Raw genomic sequence first — 20137 nt, forward strand, 5'->3', positions numbered from 1 at the left:
GATGGGGAGTATCCAGTGTCGCGCCTGCGTAGCCTGGGCAGTGCTGACGCCGGTCAAGCCTTGCGCGTTGCCGCGGCGCGCAACTGCGCCCAGTCCAGACCGAAGCGCGCCAGATACTTGCGCAAGCGATCCGCATCGTTGGCGCTGGCCTTGACCAGGCGCGAGCGGTCGAACAGCCGCCGGCCTGAGTCGGACAGGCTGTCGGCGTGACGACAGACATCGATCACGGCTTCCAGCTGCAGGCGATCAAACAGATCGAGCTGCTGCGCCGACTCGCCCAGCAACCCTTCCAGCACGCCCTGCTCGTTGCGCACACCCCAGGCCCTGCGCAGCCGGTCGATTTCCTCGAGCACCTGAGCCTCGTCGATCCGGCCGCTGTCGGCCAGGGTCGCCATGCGCGTGATCGACGCCGACAGCTCGCGGAAGTTGCCTTGCCAGGCCGCCTCGGCCGAGCTGGCAAAGGCCAGATAGCGGCGCCGCGCCTCCAGGTTGAAGCGCACCATGCGGCCCTGCTCGCGGGCATGCCGTTGCAGCTCGAAATCGATGTTCGGCTCGATGTCCTCGCGCCGCCCGGCCAGCCCCGGCAGCTCGAAGGTCCACAGATTGATCCGCGCATAGAGATCCTCGCGAAACAGACCCTCGGCGACCCGCCCGCGCAGATCACGGTGAGTGCCGGCGATCAGCTGGAAATCGCTCTCCAGCTCACGGTCGGAACCGAGCGGGAAAAAGCGCTTCTCCTCCACCGCCTTGAGCAGCATCGCCTGCTCGTCCAGCCCCAGCTCGCCGATCTCGTCGAGAAACAGCATGCCGCCGTCGGCGGCGCGCAACAGGCCTTCGCGGGCGCTCTGGGCACCGGTAAAGGCACCCTTGGCGTGGCCGAACAGCGCGGACATGGCGCCATCACCGCGCAAGGTCGCGCAGTTGACCTCGACGAAGCGCCCCTGCAACTGATGCCGACCGCGCTTGAGTTCGTGGATGCGCCGGGCGAGGAAGGACTTGCCGGCACCGGTCGGCCCCACCAGCAGCATGGGCGCACGCGAACGCACCGCGACCCGCTCGATCTGCTCGATGGAGCGGTTGAACGCAGCGTTGCGCGTATTGATCCCGGACTTGAGAAAGGCCAGCCCTTCCAGCCGCTCATGCTGAAAGCGCGTGGCGATACGGTCGTAGCGCGACAGGTCGAGGTCGATAAGCGCGTGGGTGCCGGTGACCTGGGCTGCCTCGTCACGCTTGCGCGCCGGCGAGGTCTGCACCAGGCGCGCCGGCAGATAGCGCGCCTCGGTCAGCAGGAACCAGCAGATCTGCGCCACGTGGGTGCCGGTGGTGATGTGGACCAGGTAGTCCTCGTGCTCGGTATCGAACGGGTAGGCACTGGTGAAATCGTGCAGCGCGCCGTAGACCTCTTCGAAATCCCAGGGATTGCGCAGCTGCATCGGCTGCAGTCGTACCTCGGTTTCGGGCGAGACCTGACGGATATCCTCGCGCAGTCGCTCGGCCAGGCTGATGTCCCGGGCATCCACGCCATGGATCAGCTCGAGCCGGTGAATCAGCAGGTCAGGCTGCTGGCACAGGCCGATGCTCGGTCGCCACTTGTTCCAGCGATTGGCGCCCTTGCCGACGCGGTCCAGCGTGGTGCCGATAAAGCCGATGGCCACCGTCTTGCGGATCATGACTTATCCATCTGTATAACTCTCGATAATCGAGAATAACAATTTCGGAAGAATCCAGAACCAACGCACCGACAATACTATTCAAGAAAAAATAAATATTCTTTTAAATCAAATAGATATGAATATCTCGCGCTGCGAACGAAAACCTGGCATGCACCCTGCTGTATCCATCGCCGATGTCAGAGCGACAGGCGACGACGGCGCTTCACACCCGAGCCGACTGTCGCCAGGCGACGAACAGGGCCCGCCGCAGCCAATCCGGGCTTTACCCGAGCACCCGGCAGCGCGCCCTAACAAGGATGAGTAAATGACGATGCAAACCAAGACCTACAACCTGCTGGAAGTCACCAACGGCAAGCCGATCAAGCTGTGGACGCAAGGCGTTCCGGTCGAGGACGACGCCCGCCAGCAACTGATCAATACCGCGAAGATGCCCTTCATCTTCAAGCACCTGGCGGTGATGCCGGACGTGCACCTGGGCAAGGGTTCGACCATCGGTAGCGTGATCCCCACCATCGGGGCGGTGATCCCGGCGGCGGTGGGCGTGGACATCGGTTGCGGAATGATCGCTGCGCGGACCTCGCTGACCGCCGCCGACCTGCCGGACAACCTGGCCGGGCTTCGTAGCGCCATCGAGAAAGCCGTGCCGCACGGCCGCACCTCGACCCGCGGTGGCCGCGACAAGGGTGCCTGGGAAAACGTCCCGGACGCCACCGACCAGGCCTGGTCGGCGCTGAGCGAACGCTTCCGGCTGATCACCGACAAGTACCCGCGACTGGAGAAGACCAACAACCGCAAGCACCTGGGAACCCTGGGAACCGGCAACCACTTCATCGAGGTCTGCCTGGAAGAGGCCGGCCGTGTCTGGTTCATGCTGCACAGCGGTTCGCGCGGCGTGGGTAACGCCATCGGCAGCCTGTTCATCGAACTGGCCCAGGCGGACATGCGCCAACACATCGCCAACCTGCCGGACCGCGACCTGGCCTACTTCGAGGAAGGCAGCCAGCACTTCGCCGACTACGTCGAAGCCGTGGGCTGGGCCCAGGACTTCGCCAGGCAGAACCGCGCGCTGATGATGCAGGCGGTGATCGCCGCGGCACGCGGGGTGATCCGCAAGCCGTTCGAGGTTGCCCTGGAGGCAGTCAACTGCCATCACAACTACGTGCAGAAGGAACGTCACTTCGGTGAAGAGGTACTGGTAACGCGCAAGGGGGCGGTGTCGGCGAAGAAGGGCGAACTGGGGATCATCCCCGGATCGATGGGCGCCAAGAGTTTCATCGTTCGCGGCCTGGGTAACGAGGAGGCGTTCTGCTCCTGCAGCCACGGCGCCGGCCGCACCATGAGCCGGACCAAGGCGAAGAAGATCTTCACCATCGAAGACCAGATCAAGGCCACGGCCCACGTCGAATGCCGCAAGGACGCCGACGTGATCGACGAAATCCCGATGGCCTACAAGGACATCGACCAGGTCATGGACGCCCAGCGCGAGCTGGTGGAAGTGGTGCACACCCTTAGACAGGTGGTGTGCGTAAAAGGATGAGGACGCGGCGTGCCGCGCCTGTGCAAGGAATGAAGGAAATGAGCGCAACGGAAAGACACCCCCTCAGCGACGCCATGCGCGCGCGGGTATTGGAAGAGCTGCAGCGGGTTGAGCGCGAGCGTAACGTCAAGGTGCTCTATGCCTGCGAATCGGGCAGCCGCGCCTGGGGCTTCGCCTCGCCGGACAGCGACTACGACGTGCGTTTCGTCTATGTGGAAAAGCCGGACTGGTTCATCCAGGTGGACGCGCCGCGCGATGTGATCGAGCGCCCCCTGGATGATGAGCTGGACGTCAGCGGCTGGGAACTGCGCAAGACCCTCGGCCTGCTGCGCAAGTCCAACCCGACGCTGCTGGAGTGGCTCGACTCGCCGCTGGTGTATCGCCAGGAAGATGCGGCCACCGCGCGTCTGCGCGAGCTGGCAGAGCTGTTCTACAGCCCGCCGGCGGCGCGCAACCACTATCTGTCGATGGCCAAGAAGAACTTTCGCGGCTACCTGCAGGGGGAATCGGTACGCTTCAAGAAGTACTTCTACGTGCTGCGCCCGCTGCTCGCGGTGCGCTGGATCGACCAAGGCCGCGGCCGGCCGCCGATGACCTTCGCCGACCTGCTGCAGACCGTCGAAGACGGCGCGCTGCTCGCCGAGGTGGACGAGCTGCTGGCGCTCAAGCGCAATGCCGGCGAGGCCGCCTACGGCCCCCGCCGACCTGCGCTGCACGCGTTCATCGAGGAGCAACTGGAACGCCCGGTACCGACCCTGCCGCGCACCCAGGCGGATAGCGGTCTGCTGGACGACTACCTGCGCGAGATGGTGAGGCGGTATGCGTGAGGAAGAAAAAAACATGCAGAAGAAGAAGGGGCTGGCCCGAACACGACCCAAGTGCAGGTTATCGCTGAAACTGGCCAGCAAAGCCCCGGTTGCCGTGGTGTTCCGCCGCGGACCAAGCAACTGGGTCCAGCTGATCCGCTGGGACCTGCGCAACGACAGCGTCGAGGCAGGACAGTGGTTCAAGGGACGAATCTACCCTGAGTTCAGTGAACTCTCGGAAGACGGTGAGCTGCTGCTCTACTCGGCGCGCAAAGGGGGCTGGCAACTGCGTGATCGCAACGGCATCGGCAACACCTGGACCGCGGTCAGTCGCCCACCCTTCTTCACCGCCCTGGCCCTTTGGAACAACGGCTGCTGGGACGGTGGCGGCACCTTCAACGGAGCACGCGGCGTGCGTCTCGATCTGGCCTATCCGCAATCGCCTCCAGGCTTCGCGAAGCCACGCTTGCGCGTCGAGTCCTGCGGATTGGGAGAACCGCCGCTTTCGTTACGCATCGCCCTGCGGGCCGGCTGGCAACCGCTCGACGTGCCGATAGAGCAACTTCGCGACTACCACTGGCAGTTGCACACCCGTCTCGGCAAAGAGATAGGTGGTGGCGCCGTGCGCGTCACCCATTACAGCTGGCTCGAAAAGCACCGACGCCAACACCAGCGGTTTACGCTCAGCAACATCCACGGCGAACACGACCTGGGCGAGATCGACCTGCTCGACTTCGACCACCGAGGCCGCCTGATAAGAGGTGAGGAAGGCAAGCTGCTGGTTTGCGACGAGCCCACCGCAGCTGTGCTGCAGTGGCGGCAGATCGCCGACTTCTCCGGCAGCACGCCAACCCCGCTGCCGCCCAGGGACTGGGCCAAGGAATGGCCCGCCCCGTAGGACGCAACAAGCGCAAGCGCATTGCGCCGGTACGCCATCAGGTCACGCGGTGCGGGAACATGACCACGGTGGTGGATTACGCCGCCGCGCGGCTAATCCACCCTACGGAGGTAGCGCGCTGCGCATGGACTGGAAATCGGGGCGCCGAGCCTGCCTTGCCGACCCACGAACAACGAACAACGAACAACGAACTACAACGCCGCGCAACGGTGCGGCACAGGGATTCAACAGATGAACAAGGACATTCTCGAACTGGACGGCGCAATCGGTGGCGGGCAGGTGCTGCGTAGCGCGCTGAGCCTGTCGATGATCAGCGGCCAGCCGTTTCGCATTCGCAACATCCGCGCCCGACGCAGCCGGCCCGGCCTGCTGCGCCAGCATCTGACGGCAGTGCTGGCCACAGCCGAGATCAGCTCGGCACAGGTGGAAGGCGCGCAGATGGGCTCGCAGACCCTGAGCTTTGCGCCCGGCACCCTCCGCGGCGGCGACTACCGCTTCGCCATCGGCTCGGCGGGTAGCTGCACGCTGGTGCTGCAGACCCTGCTGCCGTCGCTGCTGGCTGCCGATGCGCCGAGCAGCGTGCATATCAGCGGCGGCACCCACAACCCGCTGGCGCCGCCGGCAGACTTCCTGCAACTGGCCTGGCTGCCGTTGCTGCGGCAGATGGGTGCGGCCGTGGAGATGCAGCTGCTGCGTCATGGCTTCGCCCCGGCAGGGGGCGGCGAGATAGCCCTCCAGGTCACCCCGTCACGCCTGCGACCGCTGCATCTGCACGCACCGGGTGAGATCCTCGCGCAGCGGGCTAGCGTGCTGCTGGCGGGCATTCCCGGACATGTCGGAGAGCGCGAGCTGGCACGGGTCGCGAACCGTCTGAAGTGGCCTGCGGCGGACCTGCAGTTCGTCTGGCTCGACCCGGAGCACGGACCGGGCAACGCCCTGCTACTGGAAGTGGCATGCGCGCGACTGACCGAGGTGTTCTGCGCCTTTGGCGCCAGCGGCGTGCGCGCCGAGCAGGTTGCCGACCAGGCGATCGACCGGCTGCGCACCTGGCAGCAGAGCGGCACCGCGGTGGCCGAGCACCTCGCCGATCAGCTGCTGCTGCCGATGGCCCTGGCCGGCGGCGGCAGCCTGAGCACGCCGCAGCTGAGCGACCACCTGCAGAGCAACATCGAGGTGCTGCGCAGTTTTCTGCCGCTGGCAATCGACGTCCGCGCGCGGGCGTCCGGCGGCGTCGAGATTCGTCTCGAAGCTCAGTCGCCGACCACGGTTACCAGCAGCTCGGACTCGAACATAGCCACCGGCGAAACCACGGTCTCGTCGAGCGGTACCTGGTTGCCGTAGCGTTCGCGCAGCTTGACCTTCACCGCCGGGGCGCTGAGGTCGAAGTCGCGGACCTGCTGCAGGCCGCCGATCTCGATGCCCAAGGCGCGCTGGTAGACCTTCCACACCAGCTCGGAGCAGTACAGGCGCTGGTCCGACCACTCGAAGGTCAGGTCGTAGCGACGGCCGGCCAGCCGCGCGGCCTCGCGGCGGATCCTTGCCAGGGCCGCCTCGTCGAGCAGGCGGTCGGCGTCGCGCAGGCGCTTGAGCACGTAGCGACCGCTCTCGCCGCGGGCGATCCATTGCTCCAGCGGGGTGAAGCGCACCGTCGCCGAGGCCTCGAAGACCTGCAGCTTGCCCTGATGGCGGATCAGCATGCCCATGTGGCTGTAAGGCGAGCGGGTAGCCTGCTGCACCGCAAGACTCTGCGCCGAGCGCGACTGATGAAAGATGATGTCGCCCTCACGCACCGCCGGCATCGCCGCCCAACTGCAGACCGGCAGCAGCACCAGCAGGAACACTCCCAACACTGATTTCATTCGAACCTCCCTGGATGTGGCGCCATCCTGCCCTGCGCCTGGTGCCGCCGGCCAGCTGATTCTGGCGCGGTGCCCTGCGGTTATTGCACCCCTGGGCCACATGAACGGGGTGGTCATCTCGCAGGGGGGATAGTCGAAGCCATCCGCCCTGGTGGATTGCGGTGGATGAAGAGAGCGTCATCCACCCTACGGACAAGCCCACGAACGGGGTTGTGCGCAGGGCGGATGGACGAAAAACGGGGCCCGCAGGCCCCGTTTGCTTACCTATACAAGCCGGGCGTCAGACGATGCCCTGGGCCAGCATGGCGTCGGCGACCTTGACGAAGCCGGCGATGTTGGCGCCCTTGACGTAGTTTATCCGGCCATTCTCTTCGCCGTAATGCACGCAGGCGTGATGGATGTTCTGCATGATGCCGTGCAGACGCTCGTCCACCTCGCCGGCGCTCCAGTGCAGGCGCATGGCGTTCTGGCTCATTTCCAGGCCCGAGGTCGCCACGCCACCGGCGTTGGAGGCCTTGCCCGGCGCGTAGAAGATGCCGGCTTCGACAAACAGATCAACCGCTTCCAGGGTCGAGGGCATGTTGGCGCCTTCGGCGACGCAGGTGCAGCCGTTCTTCAGCAGCACGCGGGCGTCCTCGGCGTCCAGCTCGTTCTGGGTCGCGCAGGGCAGCGCGATCTCGCAGGGCAGCCCCCACGGGCGCTGGCCGGTCAGGAATTCCAGTTTGAACTCGCGGGCCATCTCGCTCAGCCGACCGCGACGCTCGTTCTTCAGCTCCATCAGGTACTGCCACTGCTCGCTGGTCATGCCGTCGGGCAGATGCAGGGTGCCCTCGGAGTCGGACATCGACACCACCCGACCACCAAGCTCCATGACCTTCTGCGCGGCGTACTGGGCGACGTTGCCCGAACCGGAGATGGTCACCCGCTTGCCGTCGAAGTCTTCGCCGACACGCTTGAGCATTTCCTGGGCGAAGTAGACGCAGCCGTAGCCGGTGGCTTCGGGGCGGATCAGGCTGCCGCCATAGGACAGGCCCTTGCCGGTCAGCACGCAGCTGGTGTCGTTCGACAGGCGCTTGTACTGGCCCTGCAGGAAGCCGATCTCGCGGGCACCGACGCCGATGTCACCAGCGGGCACGTCGGTGTCCGAACCGATGTGGCGGAACAGCTCGGTCATGAACGACTGGCAGAAGCGCATCACTTCATTGTCGCTCTTGCCCTTGGGGTCGAAGTCCGAACCGCCCTTGCCGCCGCCCATGGGCAGCGAGGTCAGCGAGTTCTTGAACACCTGCTCGAAGGCGAGGAACTTGAGCACGCCGAGGTTTACCGACGGGTGGAAGCGCAGCCCGCCCTTGTACGGACCGATGGCGCTGTTCATCTGCACCCGGTAGCCGCGGTTGACGTTCACCTTGCCGGCGTCGTCGACCCAGGGCACCCGGAACAGGATGGCGCGTTCGGGTTCGACCATGCGCTCGAGGATGCCTGCCTTGAGATACTTGGGATGCGCATCGAGGAACGCCCACAGGCTGCGTACGACCTCTTCGACGGCTTGGTGAAACTCCGGTTGGTGAGGATCACGCTGCTTCAGCCGCCCCAGAAACCCTTCTACCGATTCAATCATCGCTACTGCCCTCGAAGGACTGCCATAGAGCAGTCATATAAAAGTCGGCGGACTGTAGCAAACCGCCAGCGCACCACGAAAGCGCAGAAATCAATAATTCGCACGATATTTGTGCATGCTAATGCCCCACATTTGCACACGGAATGCATCAGTCCCGAAACGGTCAACACCCTATACATCGGTAGAGGAGAAGGCCGGATGATCGTTCTGGTCATGGGCGCCGCCGGTTGCGGCAAGAGCGCCATCGCCAGCCTGCTGGCCGAACGGCTGGACAGTGCCTTTCTGGATGCCGACCGACTGCACGACGCCGCGAGCAAGGCCAAGATGGCCGCCGGCGTGGCGCTGGACGAGGACGACCGGCGCCCCTGGCTCGAAGCCATTCACGCAGTGCTGCAACAGCACTCGGCAGCGGCGCAGACCCTGGTGGTGGCCTGCTCGGCGCTGCGCCGCAGTCATCGCCAGGTGCTTGGGCGCAATATCGATGAGCTCAGGGTCGTGTTTCTCGATGGCGATCCTGAACTGCTCGCCCGGCGCATCCGCCAGCGCCATGAGCACTTCTTCCCCGCCGCCCTGCTGGCAGACCAGCTGGCGATCCTCGAGCCGCCCACGGGCGAGCAGGCACTACGCCTGGATATCGGTGAACCGCCGCCGGCGCTGGTCGAGCAGATTGTCGACTGGCTTGCGCTAGCCACACGGCCACCGGCGGCACCGAACAGGCAGGATATCGGGCAATAGAATCCCTTCTCGCGTGGTGGTGATCGCGGCGCAATGCGCTGCGCTTATTGCGCCCTACGGTTGTCGGCCACCTGTTGGCCGTGAAAGCCCAGCATGAAAAACCCCGCCAGAAGGCGGGGTTCGGATGCAGCAGACAGCCCGGTTACTGGGCGAGCTTCTTGTAACGCACCCGGTGCGGTTGCGCCGCAGCATCGCCGAGGCGCTTCTTGCGGTCAGCCTCGTACTCGGTGTAGTTGCCCTCGAAGAACTCGATATGCGAGTCGTCCTCGTACGCCAGGATGTGGGTCGCCACGCGATCCAGGAACCAGCGATCGTGAGAGATCACGATTGCCGCGCCGGGGAAGTCGAGCAGCGCTTCTTCCAGCGAACGCAGGGTTTCCACGTCGAGGTCGTTGGACGGTTCGTCGAGCAGCAGCACGTTGGCCCCCTCTTTCAGGGTCAGCGCCAGGTGCAGACGGCCACGCTCACCACCGGAGAGATCCTTGACGAACTTCTGCTGGTCGCCGCCCTTGAAGTTGAAGCGACCGACGTAGGTGCGCGACGGCACTTCATAGTTGCCGATCCTGATCATGTCGGAGCCGCCAGACACGGCTTCCCACACGCTCTTGCTGCCGTCGAGGTCGTCGCGGCTCTGGTCGACGCAGGCCAGCTGCACGGTTTCACCGATCTCGATACTGCCCGAGTCCGGCTGCTCCTTGCCCATCAGCATGCGGAACAGGGTCGACTTACCGGCACCGTTGCCGCCGATCACGCCGACGATGGCGCCCTTGGGCATGCTGAACGAGAGGTTGTCGATCAATACGCGGTCGCCGTAGCCCTTGCTGACGTTCTTGAACTCGATGACCTTGTCACCCAGACGCGGGCCGACCGGGATATAGATCTCGTTGGTCTCGCTGCGCTTCTGGAATTCCTGCGACTGCATCTCCTCGAAGCGCTGCAGGCGTGCCTTGGACTTGGACTGGCGGGCCTTGGCGCCCTTGCGTACCCATTCCAGTTCTTCCTTCATGGCCTTTTCATGGGCCGACTGCTGCTTGGATTCCTGCGCCAGGCGTTCGGATTTGGCTTCCAGCCAGCCGGAATAGTTGCCCTCGTAGGGAATCCCGGCGCCGCGGTCGAGTTCGAGAATCCAGCCCGCAACGTTATCCAGGAAGTAACGATCGTGGGTAATCGCTACCACGGTGCCCTGGAAGTCGTGGAGGAAATGCTCAAGCCAGGCCACGGAGTCGGCGTCCAGGTGGTTGGTCGGCTCGTCCAGCAGCAGCATGTCGGGTGCCGACAGCAACAGACGGCATAGCGCCACGCGGCGCTTCTCACCACCAGAGAGGTGTTCGACCTTGGCATCCCAGGCCGGCAGGCGCAGGGCGTCGGCGGCGACTTCCAGCTGACGCTCGAGATTGTGACCGTCGCTGGTCTGCAGGATCGCCTCGAGCTTGGCCTGCTCGGCCGCCAGCTTGTCGAAGTCGGCATCCGGCTCGGCGTAAGCGGCATAGACCTCATCCAGTCGCGCCTGGGCGTCCTTGATCTGGCTGACGGCCTCTTCCACCACTTCGCGCACGGTCTTGCTCGGGTCGAGCTGCGGCTCCTGCGGCAGGTAGCCGATATTCAGCTCGGGCATCGGACGGGCTTCGCCGTCGAATTCGGTATCCACCCCCGCCATGATTTTCAGCAGGGTGGATTTACCCGAGCCGTTGAGGCCCAGCACGCCGATCTTGGCGCCCGGGAAGAACGACAGGGAGATGTTCTTGAGAATTTCACGCTTCGGCGGAACGACCTTGCTCAGCCGATGCATGGTGTAGACGTATTGAGCCATCAGGAATAACCCAGCGTTGAAGAGTTCGGGAATGGGGGCTTATCGGGCGAGCCGGGACCTGCCGCTCGCCGCGCGGCCATCGTGACCCGTCTCGCCTGGGGAGGGTCCGGACAGCCGCCGCGCGTGCGGCAAAGCTACCGGAATGCGCCAGACGGAGCAAACCGCCAGCCGCCGCGATGAGCGGCGCTCGCCCGGCACATGACTGCCTTTCATATGCCAGCCGGCGGAGCTTGGGGTAGAATGCGCGCCTTCTTTCCACCGCCCCAGCCCGATCTCCAGGTGACCGCTCATGTTCAGCCGTGATTTGACCCTTGCCCGTTTCGACGCCGACCTGTTTGCCGCCATGGAGCAGGAAGCCCTGCGCCAGGAAGAGCACATCGAGCTGATCGCCTCGGAGAACTACACCAGCCCGGCGGTGATGGAAGCCCAGGGCAGCGTGCTGACCAACAAGTACGCCGAAGGCTATCCGGGCAAGCGCTACTACGGCGGCTGCGAATACGTCGACATCGTCGAGCAGCTGGCCATCGATCGCGCCAAAGAGCTGTTCGGTGCCGACTACGCCAACGTCCAGCCCCATGCCGGTTCGCAGGCCAACAGCGCGGTGTTCCTGGCCCTGCTGCAGGCGGGTGACACCATCCTCGGCATGAGCCTGGCCCACGGCGGCCACCTGACCCACGGCGCCAGCGTCTCCAGCTCCGGCAAGCTGTACAACGCCGTGCAGTACGGCATCACCGACGCCGGCCTGATCGATTACGACGAACTCGAGCGCCTGGCTGTCGAGCACAAGCCGAAGATGATCATCGCCGGCTTCTCCGCCTACTCGCAGGTTCTCGACTTCCCGCGCTTCCGCGAAATCGCCGACAAGGTCGGTGCCTACCTGTTCGTCGACATGGCCCACGTGGCCGGCCTGGTCGCCGCAGGCGTGTACCCGAACCCGGTGCCGTTTGCCGACGTGGTCACCACCACCACCCACAAGACCCTGCGCGGCCCCCGCGGCGGCCTGATCCTGGCGAAGAAGAACGAAGAGATCGAGAAGAAGCTCAATTCCGCAGTCTTCCCCGGCGCCCAGGGTGGCCCGCTGGAGCATGTGATCGCCGCCAAGGCGGTGTGCTTCAAGGAAGCCCTGCAGCCGGAGTTCAAGATCTACCAGCAGCAGGTGGTGAAGAATGCCCAGGCCATGGCCCAGGTGTTCCTCGACCGCGGCTTCGACGTGGTCTCCGGCGGCACCCAGAACCACCTGTTCCTGCTCAGCCTGATCAAGCAGGACATCACCGGCAAGGATGCGGATGCCGCCCTCGGCCGCGCCTTCATCACCGTGAACAAGAACAGCGTGCCGAACGACCCGCGTTCGCCCTTCGTCACCTCCGGCCTGCGCATCGGCACCCCGGCGGTGACCACGCGCGGCTTCAAGGAAGTCGAGTGCCGCGAACTGGCGACCTGGATCTGCGACATCCTCGAGAACATGGGTGACGAGTCGGTCGTCGACCGCGTTCGCGAGCAGGTCAAGGCCGTCTGCGCCCGCTTCCCGGTCTACGGCAACTGATCGACCTGTCCCGGAGTGGCGCTGCTCTCCGGACGACACACCAAGAAAACGCCCCGCGCCATACCGGCCCGGGGCGTTTTGCTGTTCCAGACGGGTCGCAAAGAGCAACGATACGGTTACACCAGGCGCACGACTGCGACTATCGTGCACTCATGCCCTTTCGCCAGTCTCGGCAGCCGCAGCGGCTGGAGAGTTGTGGGCGAAGCCAAGTCGAGCGGTCCTGATTGATGAGCGTAAAGACCTACATCCCCCCCACCGCCCTGGTGGACCTGCTCCTCGATGCGATCTGCGTGGTCGACCGGGACGGCCAGTTCGTCTTCGTCAGCGCCGCGTGCCAGCGCATCTTCGGTTATACCGCCGAGGAGATGCTGGGCCGCCGCATGATCGAGATGGTCCACCCGGAAGATCGCGCCAGAACCCTGCAGGCCGCCAACGCGATCATGTCGGGCACCCATCAGCCCAGCTTTGAGAACCGCTACCTGCGCAAGGACGGCAGCGTCGCGCACATCCTCTGGTCGGCGCGCTGGTCCGAGGATGATCAGGTGCGTATCGCGGTGGCGCATGACATCAGCGAGCGCAAGCGCAACGAAGCCGTGCAGCAGGCGCTGTATGCCATCTCCGAGGCTGCGCATAGCGCCGGAGATCTTTCCGGCCTGTTCCAGCAGGTGCATCGGATCATCGCCGAGTTGCTACCGGTCACGCATTTCTCGGTGGTCCTGCACGACGAGCAGGCGGACCGGCTGAACGTCGCCTATGCCGACAGCCAGAGCCAGCCCGCGAGTGACCCACTGGCGGGTGGCGCGGAGAAGCTCTGCGCCGAGGTGATCCGCGACGGCCGGGCGCTGCTGCTCAGTGCGGAAGCCCGCTCGCGGCGTCCGCAGTACCTGCGTGGTCTCGACTGCAACTCGCTGGACTGGCTGGGGGTACCGCTGGGCGCCAGTGGCGGCACCCTTGGCGTGATGATCCTGCAGAGCGACGCGCGCCAGGCGCGCTACTGCGAGAGGGACCGGGAGCTGCTGCAGTTCGTCTCCACCCAGGTCGCCACCGCGATCGAACGGCAGCGCATGCTAATGCGTCTGACCTTCATGGCGCAGCATGATCCGCTGACCCAGCTGCCGAACCGCGAGATGCTCCACGACCGTCTGCAGACCGCGCTGGCCCGCGCCCGCCGCGAGCAGTTGCACCTTGCCCTGCTGTTTCTCGACCTGGACAAGTTCAAGCAGGTCAACGACAGCCTCGGGCATGCCCAGGGCGATCTGCTACTGCAACAGGTTGCCCTGCGCGTCCGCCAGTGCCTGCGCGAAGTCGACACGGTGGCGCGTTTCGGGGGCGATGAGTTCGTCGTGTTGCTGGAGGACTTTCACAGCCCCGGGCATGCGGCCGGGGTCGCCGCAAAGATCCAGCAGGCGCTCGGCCAACCGTTCGACCTGCAGGGTCACAGTCGATCCGTGCTGACCAGCATCGGCATAGCGCTCTATCCGCTGCATGCCGACAACGCGCAGACATTGCTCGACCAAGCAGACCTGGCGATGTATCTGGCCAAACAGGACGGTGGCAATCGCTACCAACTCAGCCCCTCGACGGAGCCGCCTCCACCCGGGGCGGCGAAGCGCCTTCCAGACAACCTGTAACCGTCTTCTCAGTAGGCGCACAAGGCGCGACGCGCTAGGCTGGCAGCCTGCAGAGTCCCGCCTGTTCCGGGCAAGAGCACTACCGCCGAGTCAGAGAGCCCACATGTCGAGCCATCCTACCCGCCCGCTACTTCCGCCTCCGGTCATCTACCTGCTGTTCCTCGGCGCCGCCTGGGGCCTGCAGCGATTGCTGGCGCTGGACCTGCCGCAGAACGACTGGACCTTCTATATAGGCTGGGGCCTGATCGATGCGGGCTTGCTGCTGATGCTCTGGGCCGGGCTGCTGATGCTCCGGCGCAAGACCACTGTGAATCCCTACGGCAGGCCGCGCAAGCTGCTCGATGAAGGGCCGTTCGGCTTCTCGCGCAATCCGATCTACCTGGCCGACAGCCTGATCTACTGCGGCATCGCGCTGCTGTTCGGCAGCCTGTGGACCTGGCTGCTGTTGCCGCTGCTGATCCTGGGCATGCACTACGGGGTGATCGTCCGCGAGGAACGCCTGCTGGTCGAGCTCTTTGGCGAGGACTACCAGGACTACCGCAAGCGCGTGCGTCGCTGGCTCTAGGATTTCCTCAGAAACGGCTGCCGGCCGCCGCCCATGCGAGGTCACCCTCGGCGCCATACCAGCGCCTCAGCGAAACCCGTCGCGCCTGTCGCCGTGCGCAGCCGAGACGAGAACCTTCTTGCGGGACTGTCGATAGCTGGCCGGGCAGCAGGTTGGCTATAGTGGTCAGCATTGCATCCGGAGAACATCACATGAACGACTCCACCAGCGAGCGCCGGCGTTTCCAGCGCATCGCCTTTGACGCCGCCACCGAACTGCTGCAGGGCGAACGGCGCTGGAACGCGAAACTGCATGATCTGTCGCTCAAGGGTCTGCTGGTGCATTGCCCGCAGGACTGGCAGCAGGCCGACGGCGCACTGCCCTTCCTCGCCCGCGTACGCCTGGCCGACGATGCGGTGCTGGAGATGGAGGTCGAGCTGACCCGCACCCAGGGCGACCTGCTTGGCTTCGTCTGCCGACATATCGACATCGAGTCGATCAGCCATCTGCGTCGCCTGGTCGAGCTCAACCTGGGTGACGAAAGCCTGCTGGAGCGGGAACTGGCTGCCCTCGGCGAGCAGTAACCCGCCGCCTCGTCCGCGCCTCTAGTCGAACAGCGCGTCCAGCGCCTGCTCCAGGCGCGTCACCGCAATCACCGAAAGCCCCGCCGGAGCTTCCTTCGGCGCGTTGCCCTTGGGCACGATGGCCCGTTTGAAACCGTGCTTGGCCGCTTCCTTGAGACGTTCCTGACCACTGGGCACCGGGCGGATCTCACCGGACAGGCCGACCTCGCCGAACACCAGCAGATCGTGTGGCAGCGGCTTGTTGCGCAGGCTGGAGATCACTGCCGCCATCAGCGCCAGATCCGACGCCGTCTCGAGCACCTTCACCCCGCCGACGACGTTGAGGAACACGTCCTGATCGTAGGTCGGGATGCCGCCATGCCGATGCAGCACCGCCAGCAGCATGGCCAGGCGATTCTGATCCAGCCCGAGGGTGACGCGGCGCGGATTGGCCATATGACTGCTGTCGACCAGCGCCTGCACCTCCACCAGCATCGGCCGGGTGCCCTCCCAGGTCGCCATCACCACGCTGCCCGGCACCGATTCCTGGGCGCGGGTGAGGAAGATCGCCGACGGGTTGGTGACTTCCTTCAGGCCCTTGTCGGTCATGCCGAACACACCCAGCTCGTTGATCGCGCCGAAGCGGTTCTTCACCGCACGCAGCAGTCGCAGACGACCGTCGGACTCGCCCTCGAAATACAGCACCGTATCGACCATGTGCTCAAGCACGCGCGGCCCGGCCAGCGCACCTTCCTTGGTCACATGGCCGACGAGGAAGATCGCCGTGCCGCTCTGCTTGGCGTAGCGCACCAGCAGCGCCGCGCTTTCACGCACCTGGGCCACGCCACCGGGCGCGGATTGCAGCTGCTCGGTGAAGATGGTCTGGATCGAATCGATCACCATCACCTTGGGCTGTTCGCGGCGCGCGGTGTCGATGATCGACTCGATGCAGGTCTCGGTCATGACCTTGAGCTTGTCCTGCGGCAGGTCGAGGCGCCGTGCACGCATCGCCACCTGCTGTTGCGACTCCTCGCCGGTGACGTAGAGCGCCGGAAAGCGTTGGGCGATGTTGCACAGGGTCTGCAACAGGATGGTCGACTTGCCGATGCCCGGGTCACCGCCGATCAGCACCACGGAGCCATCCACCAGGCCGCCGCCGAGGACGCGATCCAGCTCGCCGGAGGCGGTCGAGAAACGCGGCACCTCCTCGACACTGACCTCGGCCAGGGTCTTGATGTTGGCCTGCTGGCCGGTCCAGCCGCCACGCCCCGCCGGAGTCGCCGAACCACTTTCCAGCAGCGTCTCGGTCAGGCTGTTCCAGGCCCCGCACTCACCGCACTGCCCTGCCCACTTGGGGAAGGTCGCGCCGCATTCCGTGCAGCCATACATGCGCTTGGCCTTGGCCATCGAGGTGCTCCGCCGAGAAGGAAAGCGGCCATCATAACGGCGAACTTGATTGCGATCAGCCTCGCGCCCAGGCAGCAGGGCGATACTGCAGGCAGAACATGGGAGGTGAAGCATGCGCCATCTGCTCTTTCTGCACCTGCTGGGCGCCGGCGTCTGGGTTGGCGGCCACCTGGTACTGCTGCTCGGCATCCTGCCGCGCGCCATGCTCGCCCGCGACCCGGCACCGATACGTGCCTTCGAGCAGATCTACGAACGCATCGGTGTGCCGGCCCTGCTGCTGCAGGTCGTCAGCGGGCTCTGGCTGGCCGTGATCTGGCTGCCGCCGGCGCAATGGCTCGACCAGGGCGCCCTGCCGCGACTGGTACAGACCAAGCTGCTGCTCCTGGCGCTGACCCTGGGCCTCGGGCTGCACGCACGACTGGCGCTGATCCCGCACCTGGACCAGCGCAGCCTGCCACGCCTGGGCCTGCACATTCTGTTCATCACCCTCGCCGCGGTCGCCTTCGTCTGGACCGGCACCGGCTTTCGTGTCGGCGCACTGTTCTGAGGCGATCGCCGGCCGCCTGAGCGCAAGCGCCATCCCGCTCGACTTGGCACTGGTTCTCATTGCCGGTAAATTGCCCCGTCAATCCTTGGCAGCCACACCACCGCCGGCGAACCTCGGGTACTGACGCCGCTCTCAATAGATAGCCATCGCATTGGTGCCTGCCCATTCATCCGGCCGTAGCCGGGAAGGACACACGATGACCGCTCGCTATCCTGAAGCTCTCGCCGCTGCGGTGGAGCGTTGCGCAGACGAACCCATACACATCCCCGGCAGCATCCAGCCCCATGGCTTCATGCTGGTCCTCGATACCGACCTGCGCGTGCTGCAGGCCAGCCAGAACGTGGACGAGTGGATCGGCCTGTCGCCGCAGAATCTGCTGGGCCAGCCATTGCAGGAGCTGATCGCCGAGCCGACGCTGCCGGCCCGGCTGGCCGCCCTTGCAGAGGACGACCGCAACCCCTTCCACCTGGGCGATGTCAGCTTCGCCCGCGGCACCGCCGGCGGGACCAGCTTCGCGCTGATGGCGCATCGTCACGACGGCCAGCTGATCGTCGAACTCGAGCGCGCCAGCAACCCCGGTGACGCCTATGGCAACCTCTATCCGCTGATGCGCACCTTCGTCACCCAGCTGCATGCTGCCGAGGACCTGCAGTCCATCTGCCAGCTGGCGGTGCTCGAGCTGCACCGGATCACCGGCTTCGGCAGGATCAAGGCCTATCGCTTCGATGAGGAAGGCAATGGCCAGGTCCTCGCCGAACACGCCGAGCCGGGCTACTCCAGCTACCTCGGCCACCATTTTCCGGCGTCCGATATCCCGGCGCAGGCGCGACGCCTCTACCGCGAGAACCTGATCCGCGTCATTCCCGACGCCAGCTACCAGCCCTCGCCGCTACTTCCGGTCATCAACCCGGCCAGCGGGGCGCCGTTGGACCTGGGCTTCGCCTCGCTGCGCAGCGTATCCCCGGTGCACCTGCAGTACATGCGCAACATGGGCACCCTGGCGTCGATGTCGGTATCGATCGTGGTTCGCGATCGCCTCTGGGGGCTGATCTCCTGCCACAACCACGAGCCGCGTCAGGTCAGCCACGAAACCCGCACCGCCTGCGAGCTGCTGGCGCGCATTCTCGCCCTGCAGATCGACGCCACCGAAACCGCCGCGCAGGCCCTGCGCAAGCTGGAACTGCGACGCCTGACCGTGCGCCTGCTGGGCGGCATGGCCGATTGCGACAGCGTCACCGAGGGCTTTCGCAGCATGCCCGAGGTGGTGCTCGCCTTCGCGGCGGCGGACGGCGCTGCCGTGGTCAGCGCTGACAGCTGCGTCAGTGTCGGCGATGCCCCCGCGGACGAGCAGATCATGGCCCTGGCCCACTGGCTGGGCGCCCATGTCCCCAACCAGCTGTTCAGCAGCGACAACCTGCAGCGCGACCTGCCGCTGTTGCCGGAACTGGCGCGACACAGTGCCGGCGTGCTGGCGATATCCATCTCCAGGCTGCACGCGCACTACCTGATCTGGTTCCGCCGGGAACGGGTGCGGACGATCAACTGGGCGGGCCCGCCCACCAAGCAGCAGGATGAGTTCAGCGGCGCGCTGACTCCGCGCAACAGCTTCGACACCTGGCGCGAGGAGTTGCGCGGCTACTGCGCGCCCTGGGACGACGCCGAACGCGAAGGTGCGCTCGAGCTGCGCAGCGCGGTCCTCGGCATCGTCCTGCGCAAGGCCGAGGAAATGGCCCAGCTGGCGGGCGAGCTGCGCGAGAGCAACAAGGAGCTGGAGTCCTTCTCCTACAGCGTGTCACATGATCTGCGCGCCCCCTTGCGCCACATCGCCGGCTACACCGAACTGCTCGGCGAGCTCGAGGGCGATCAGCTGACCGAGCGCGGCAAACGCTTCCTCGGCAACATCGCCGAGGCCGCCCGCTTCGCCGGCACCCTGGTGGACAACCTGCTGAGCTTCTCGCAAATGGGGCGCTCGGCACTGCACCTGTCCGACGTCGACCTGACCGCCCTGGTCGACTCCATCCGCGAGGAAATGCGCCCCGACTACCAGGAGCGGCAGGTCGAGTGGCGCGTTGAACCGATGCCGGTGATAGTCGCGGATGCCGCATTCATCCATCTGGTACTGCGCAACCTGATCGAGAACGCCCTGAAATACTCGCGTACCCGCGAGCAGGCGCTGATCGAGGTCGGCGCCAGCCAACAGTCAGGCGAAACGGTGGTCTACGTCAGGGACAACGGCGTCGGCTTCGACATGCAGTACGCCGGCAAGCTGTTCGGCGTGTTCCAGCGCCTGCACCGGATGGAGCAATTCGAAGGCACCGGCATCGGCCTGGCCAGCGTACGGCGCATCGTCGAGCGCCATGGCGGGCGGGTCTGGGCCGAGGGCCGGCTGGACCAGGGCGCCGCGTTCTTCTTCGCTCTACCGCAACTGACCTACACCACCAATCTTGATGACCGGAAAGAGTAAATGCTCAAACCCATTCTTCTCGTTGAAGACAATCCCCACGATCTTGAGCTGACCCTGCTGGCACTCGAGCGCAGCCAGCTGGCCAACGAGGTCGTCATCAAGCGTGACGGCGCCGAAGCGCTGGACTACCTGCTGCGCCGCGGCGACTACCAGTCTCGCGATGACGGCAATCCGGCGGTCCTGCTGCTGGACCTGAAACTGCCCAAGATCGACGGCCTGGAAGTGCTCAAGACGGTGCGCGAGACCCCAGCCCTGCGCAGCATTCCAGTGGTCATGCTGACCTCTTCGCGAGAAGAACCGGACCTTTTGCGTGCCTACGAAATGGGGGTGAACGCCTACGTGGTGAAGCCGGTCGAATTCAAGGATTTCGTCGCCGCCATCTCCGATCTCGGGATCTTCTGGGCCGTGCTCAACGAGCCGCCACCCGGCTCGCTGCGCCTCAAGCGCACGCGCCGCATCGAAGAACTGGACGACTGACCGCAACGCCAGCGCCGCCGGCATG

General features: G+C 65.4%; 17 protein-coding genes. 12 read left to right on the top strand and 5 right to left on the bottom strand.

Annotation, left to right across the window (positions count from 1 at the left end):
* Positions 1 to 53: 53 nt before the first annotated feature.
* On the bottom strand, positions 54 to 1667 hold the full coding sequence (rtcR, locus tag DBO85_RS11655) for an RNA repair transcriptional activator RtcR (protein WP_177429770.1): 1614 nt from the start codon (positions 1665 to 1667) through the stop codon (positions 54 to 56).
* Positions 1668 to 1983: 316 nt separating this feature from the next.
* Between rtcR and DBO85_RS11660 the strand changes: the two genes are divergently transcribed.
* The 4 genes from DBO85_RS11660 to rtcA all read left to right on the top strand — a co-directional run bounded on the left by DBO85_RS11660 (position 1984) and on the right by rtcA (position 6255).
* Positions 1984 to 3210: an RtcB family protein gene (locus DBO85_RS11660; RefSeq protein ID WP_108107624.1), complete on the top strand. Its 1227-nt coding sequence runs from the start codon at positions 1984 to 1986 to the stop codon at positions 3208 to 3210.
* Positions 3211 to 3248: 38 nt separating this feature from the next.
* Positions 3249 to 4037: a nucleotidyltransferase domain-containing protein gene (locus DBO85_RS11665; protein WP_108107449.1), complete on the top strand. Its 789-nt coding sequence runs from the start codon at positions 3249 to 3251 to the stop codon at positions 4035 to 4037.
* Positions 4030 to 4914 carry a hypothetical protein gene (locus DBO85_RS11670; RefSeq protein WP_158268896.1) on the top strand — a complete coding sequence of 295 codons (885 nt, stop codon included), beginning with the start codon at positions 4030 to 4032 and terminating at the stop codon, positions 4912 to 4914. Before DBO85_RS11665 ends, DBO85_RS11670 begins: the two co-directional genes overlap by 8 nt.
* A gap of 231 nt (positions 4915 to 5145) precedes the next feature.
* Entirely contained in the window at positions 5146 to 6255 is a 1110-nt protein-coding gene (gene rtcA, locus DBO85_RS11675) for an RNA 3'-terminal phosphate cyclase (RefSeq protein WP_108107451.1), read from the top strand.
* Here the strand turns inward: rtcA and DBO85_RS11680 are convergent.
* Positions 6165 to 6773, bottom strand: coding sequence for a YiiX family permuted papain-like enzyme (locus DBO85_RS11680; protein WP_108107452.1), 609 nt, complete (start codon positions 6771 to 6773; stop codon positions 6165 to 6167). The genes rtcA and DBO85_RS11680 overlap by 91 nt on opposite strands.
* A 280-nt stretch (positions 6774 to 7053) precedes the next feature.
* On the bottom strand, positions 7054 to 8391 hold the full coding sequence (gene gdhA, locus DBO85_RS11685; RefSeq protein ID WP_108107453.1) for an NADP-specific glutamate dehydrogenase: 1338 nt from the start codon (positions 8389 to 8391) through the stop codon (positions 7054 to 7056).
* Between the two features lie 198 nt (positions 8392 to 8589).
* Here gdhA and DBO85_RS11690 point away from each other — a divergent pair, with 198 nt between their 5' ends.
* A complete protein-coding gene (locus DBO85_RS11690; protein WP_108107454.1) occupies positions 8590 to 9126 on the top strand; it encodes a gluconokinase in 537 nt (178 codons plus the stop codon).
* Between the two features lie 142 nt (positions 9127 to 9268).
* On the opposite strand, the gene ettA is transcribed toward DBO85_RS11690, so the two are convergent.
* A complete protein-coding gene (ettA, locus tag DBO85_RS11695; RefSeq protein WP_108107455.1) occupies positions 9269 to 10936 on the bottom strand; it encodes an energy-dependent translational throttle protein EttA in 1668 nt (555 codons plus the stop codon).
* Between the two features lie 289 nt (positions 10937 to 11225).
* Here ettA and glyA point away from each other — a divergent pair, with 289 nt between their 5' ends.
* The 4 genes from glyA (at position 11226) to DBO85_RS11715 (ending at position 15238) form a co-directional block, all read left to right on the top strand.
* The gene (gene glyA, locus DBO85_RS11700; protein ID WP_108107456.1) at positions 11226 to 12479 is read left to right on the top strand and encodes a serine hydroxymethyltransferase; all 1254 of its coding nucleotides are present in this window, start codon (positions 11226 to 11228) and stop codon (positions 12477 to 12479) included.
* Positions 12480 to 12706: 227 nt separating this feature from the next.
* Positions 12707 to 14110 carry a GGDEF domain-containing protein gene (locus DBO85_RS11705; protein ID WP_108107457.1) on the top strand — a complete coding sequence of 468 codons (1404 nt, stop codon included), beginning with the start codon at positions 12707 to 12709 and terminating at the stop codon, positions 14108 to 14110.
* 103 nt (positions 14111 to 14213) lie between these two features.
* Positions 14214 to 14675: a methyltransferase family protein gene (locus tag DBO85_RS11710; protein WP_108107458.1), complete on the top strand. Its 462-nt coding sequence runs from the start codon at positions 14214 to 14216 to the stop codon at positions 14673 to 14675.
* 191 nt (positions 14676 to 14866) lie between these two features.
* Entirely contained in the window at positions 14867 to 15238 is a 372-nt protein-coding gene (locus DBO85_RS11715) for a PilZ domain-containing protein (protein ID WP_108107459.1), read from the top strand.
* Between the two features lie 21 nt (positions 15239 to 15259).
* Here DBO85_RS11715 and radA read toward each other — a convergent pair whose 3' ends face one another.
* Positions 15260 to 16624 (bottom strand): DNA repair protein RadA, encoded by a 1365-nt coding sequence (gene radA / locus DBO85_RS11720; RefSeq protein ID WP_108107460.1) that lies wholly within the window; start codon positions 16622 to 16624, stop codon positions 15260 to 15262.
* Between the two features lie 112 nt (positions 16625 to 16736).
* Here radA and DBO85_RS11725 point away from each other — a divergent pair, with 112 nt between their 5' ends.
* From DBO85_RS11725 to DBO85_RS11735, 3 genes are all read left to right on the top strand, one after another.
* Complete coding sequence (locus tag DBO85_RS11725) at positions 16737 to 17171, top strand: CopD family protein (protein WP_108107461.1); 435 nt, start codon at positions 16737 to 16739, stop codon at positions 17169 to 17171.
* Positions 17172 to 17367: 196 nt separating this feature from the next.
* The gene (locus DBO85_RS11730) at positions 17368 to 19635 is read left to right on the top strand and encodes an ATP-binding protein (RefSeq protein WP_108107462.1); all 2268 of its coding nucleotides are present in this window, start codon (positions 17368 to 17370) and stop codon (positions 19633 to 19635) included.
* On the top strand, positions 19636 to 20112 hold the full coding sequence (locus DBO85_RS11735; RefSeq protein ID WP_108107463.1) for a response regulator: 477 nt from the start codon (positions 19636 to 19638) through the stop codon (positions 20110 to 20112). It begins immediately after the preceding gene.
* Positions 20113 to 20137 lie beyond the last annotated feature (25 nt).

Source organism: Pseudomonas mangrovi (assembly GCF_003052585.1).
Lineage (GTDB): Bacteria > Pseudomonadota > Gammaproteobacteria > Pseudomonadales > Pseudomonadaceae > Aquipseudomonas > Aquipseudomonas mangrovi.

What these genes read in the sequence shown, in the direction of transcription:
- DBO85_RS11660 (WP_108107624.1), top strand. Translation starts at nt 1,984, where the DNA reads ATGCAAACCAAGACCTACAACCTGCTGGAAGTCACCAACGGCAAGCCG.
- DBO85_RS11665 (WP_108107449.1), top strand. Translation starts at nt 3,249, where the DNA reads ATGAGCGCAACGGAAAGACACCCCCTCAGCGACGCCATGCGCGCGCGG.
- DBO85_RS11670 (WP_158268896.1), top strand. Translation starts at nt 4,030, where the DNA reads ATGCGTGAGGAAGAAAAAAACATGCAGAAGAAGAAGGGGCTGGCCCGA.
- rtcA (WP_108107451.1), top strand. Translation starts at nt 5,146, where the DNA reads ATGAACAAGGACATTCTCGAACTGGACGGCGCAATCGGTGGCGGGCAG.
- DBO85_RS11680 (WP_108107452.1), bottom strand. Translation starts at nt 6,773, where the DNA reads ATGAAATCAGTGTTGGGAGTGTTCCTGCTGGTGCTGCTGCCGGTCTGC.
- gdhA (WP_108107453.1), bottom strand. Translation starts at nt 8,391, where the DNA reads ATGATTGAATCGGTAGAAGGGTTTCTGGGGCGGCTGAAGCAGCGTGAT.
- DBO85_RS11690 (WP_108107454.1), top strand. Translation starts at nt 8,590, where the DNA reads ATGATCGTTCTGGTCATGGGCGCCGCCGGTTGCGGCAAGAGCGCCATC.
- ettA (WP_108107455.1), bottom strand. Translation starts at nt 10,936, where the DNA reads ATGGCTCAATACGTCTACACCATGCATCGGCTGAGCAAGGTCGTTCCG.
- glyA (WP_108107456.1), top strand. Translation starts at nt 11,226, where the DNA reads ATGTTCAGCCGTGATTTGACCCTTGCCCGTTTCGACGCCGACCTGTTT.
- DBO85_RS11705 (WP_108107457.1), top strand. Translation starts at nt 12,707, where the DNA reads ATGAGCGTAAAGACCTACATCCCCCCCACCGCCCTGGTGGACCTGCTC.
- DBO85_RS11710 (WP_108107458.1), top strand. Translation starts at nt 14,214, where the DNA reads ATGTCGAGCCATCCTACCCGCCCGCTACTTCCGCCTCCGGTCATCTAC.
- DBO85_RS11715 (WP_108107459.1), top strand. Translation starts at nt 14,867, where the DNA reads ATGAACGACTCCACCAGCGAGCGCCGGCGTTTCCAGCGCATCGCCTTT.
- radA (WP_108107460.1), bottom strand. Translation starts at nt 16,624, where the DNA reads ATGGCCAAGGCCAAGCGCATGTATGGCTGCACGGAATGCGGCGCGACC.
- DBO85_RS11725 (WP_108107461.1), top strand. Translation starts at nt 16,737, where the DNA reads ATGCGCCATCTGCTCTTTCTGCACCTGCTGGGCGCCGGCGTCTGGGTT.
- DBO85_RS11730 (WP_108107462.1), top strand. Translation starts at nt 17,368, where the DNA reads ATGACCGCTCGCTATCCTGAAGCTCTCGCCGCTGCGGTGGAGCGTTGC.
- DBO85_RS11735 (WP_108107463.1), top strand. Translation starts at nt 19,636, where the DNA reads ATGCTCAAACCCATTCTTCTCGTTGAAGACAATCCCCACGATCTTGAG.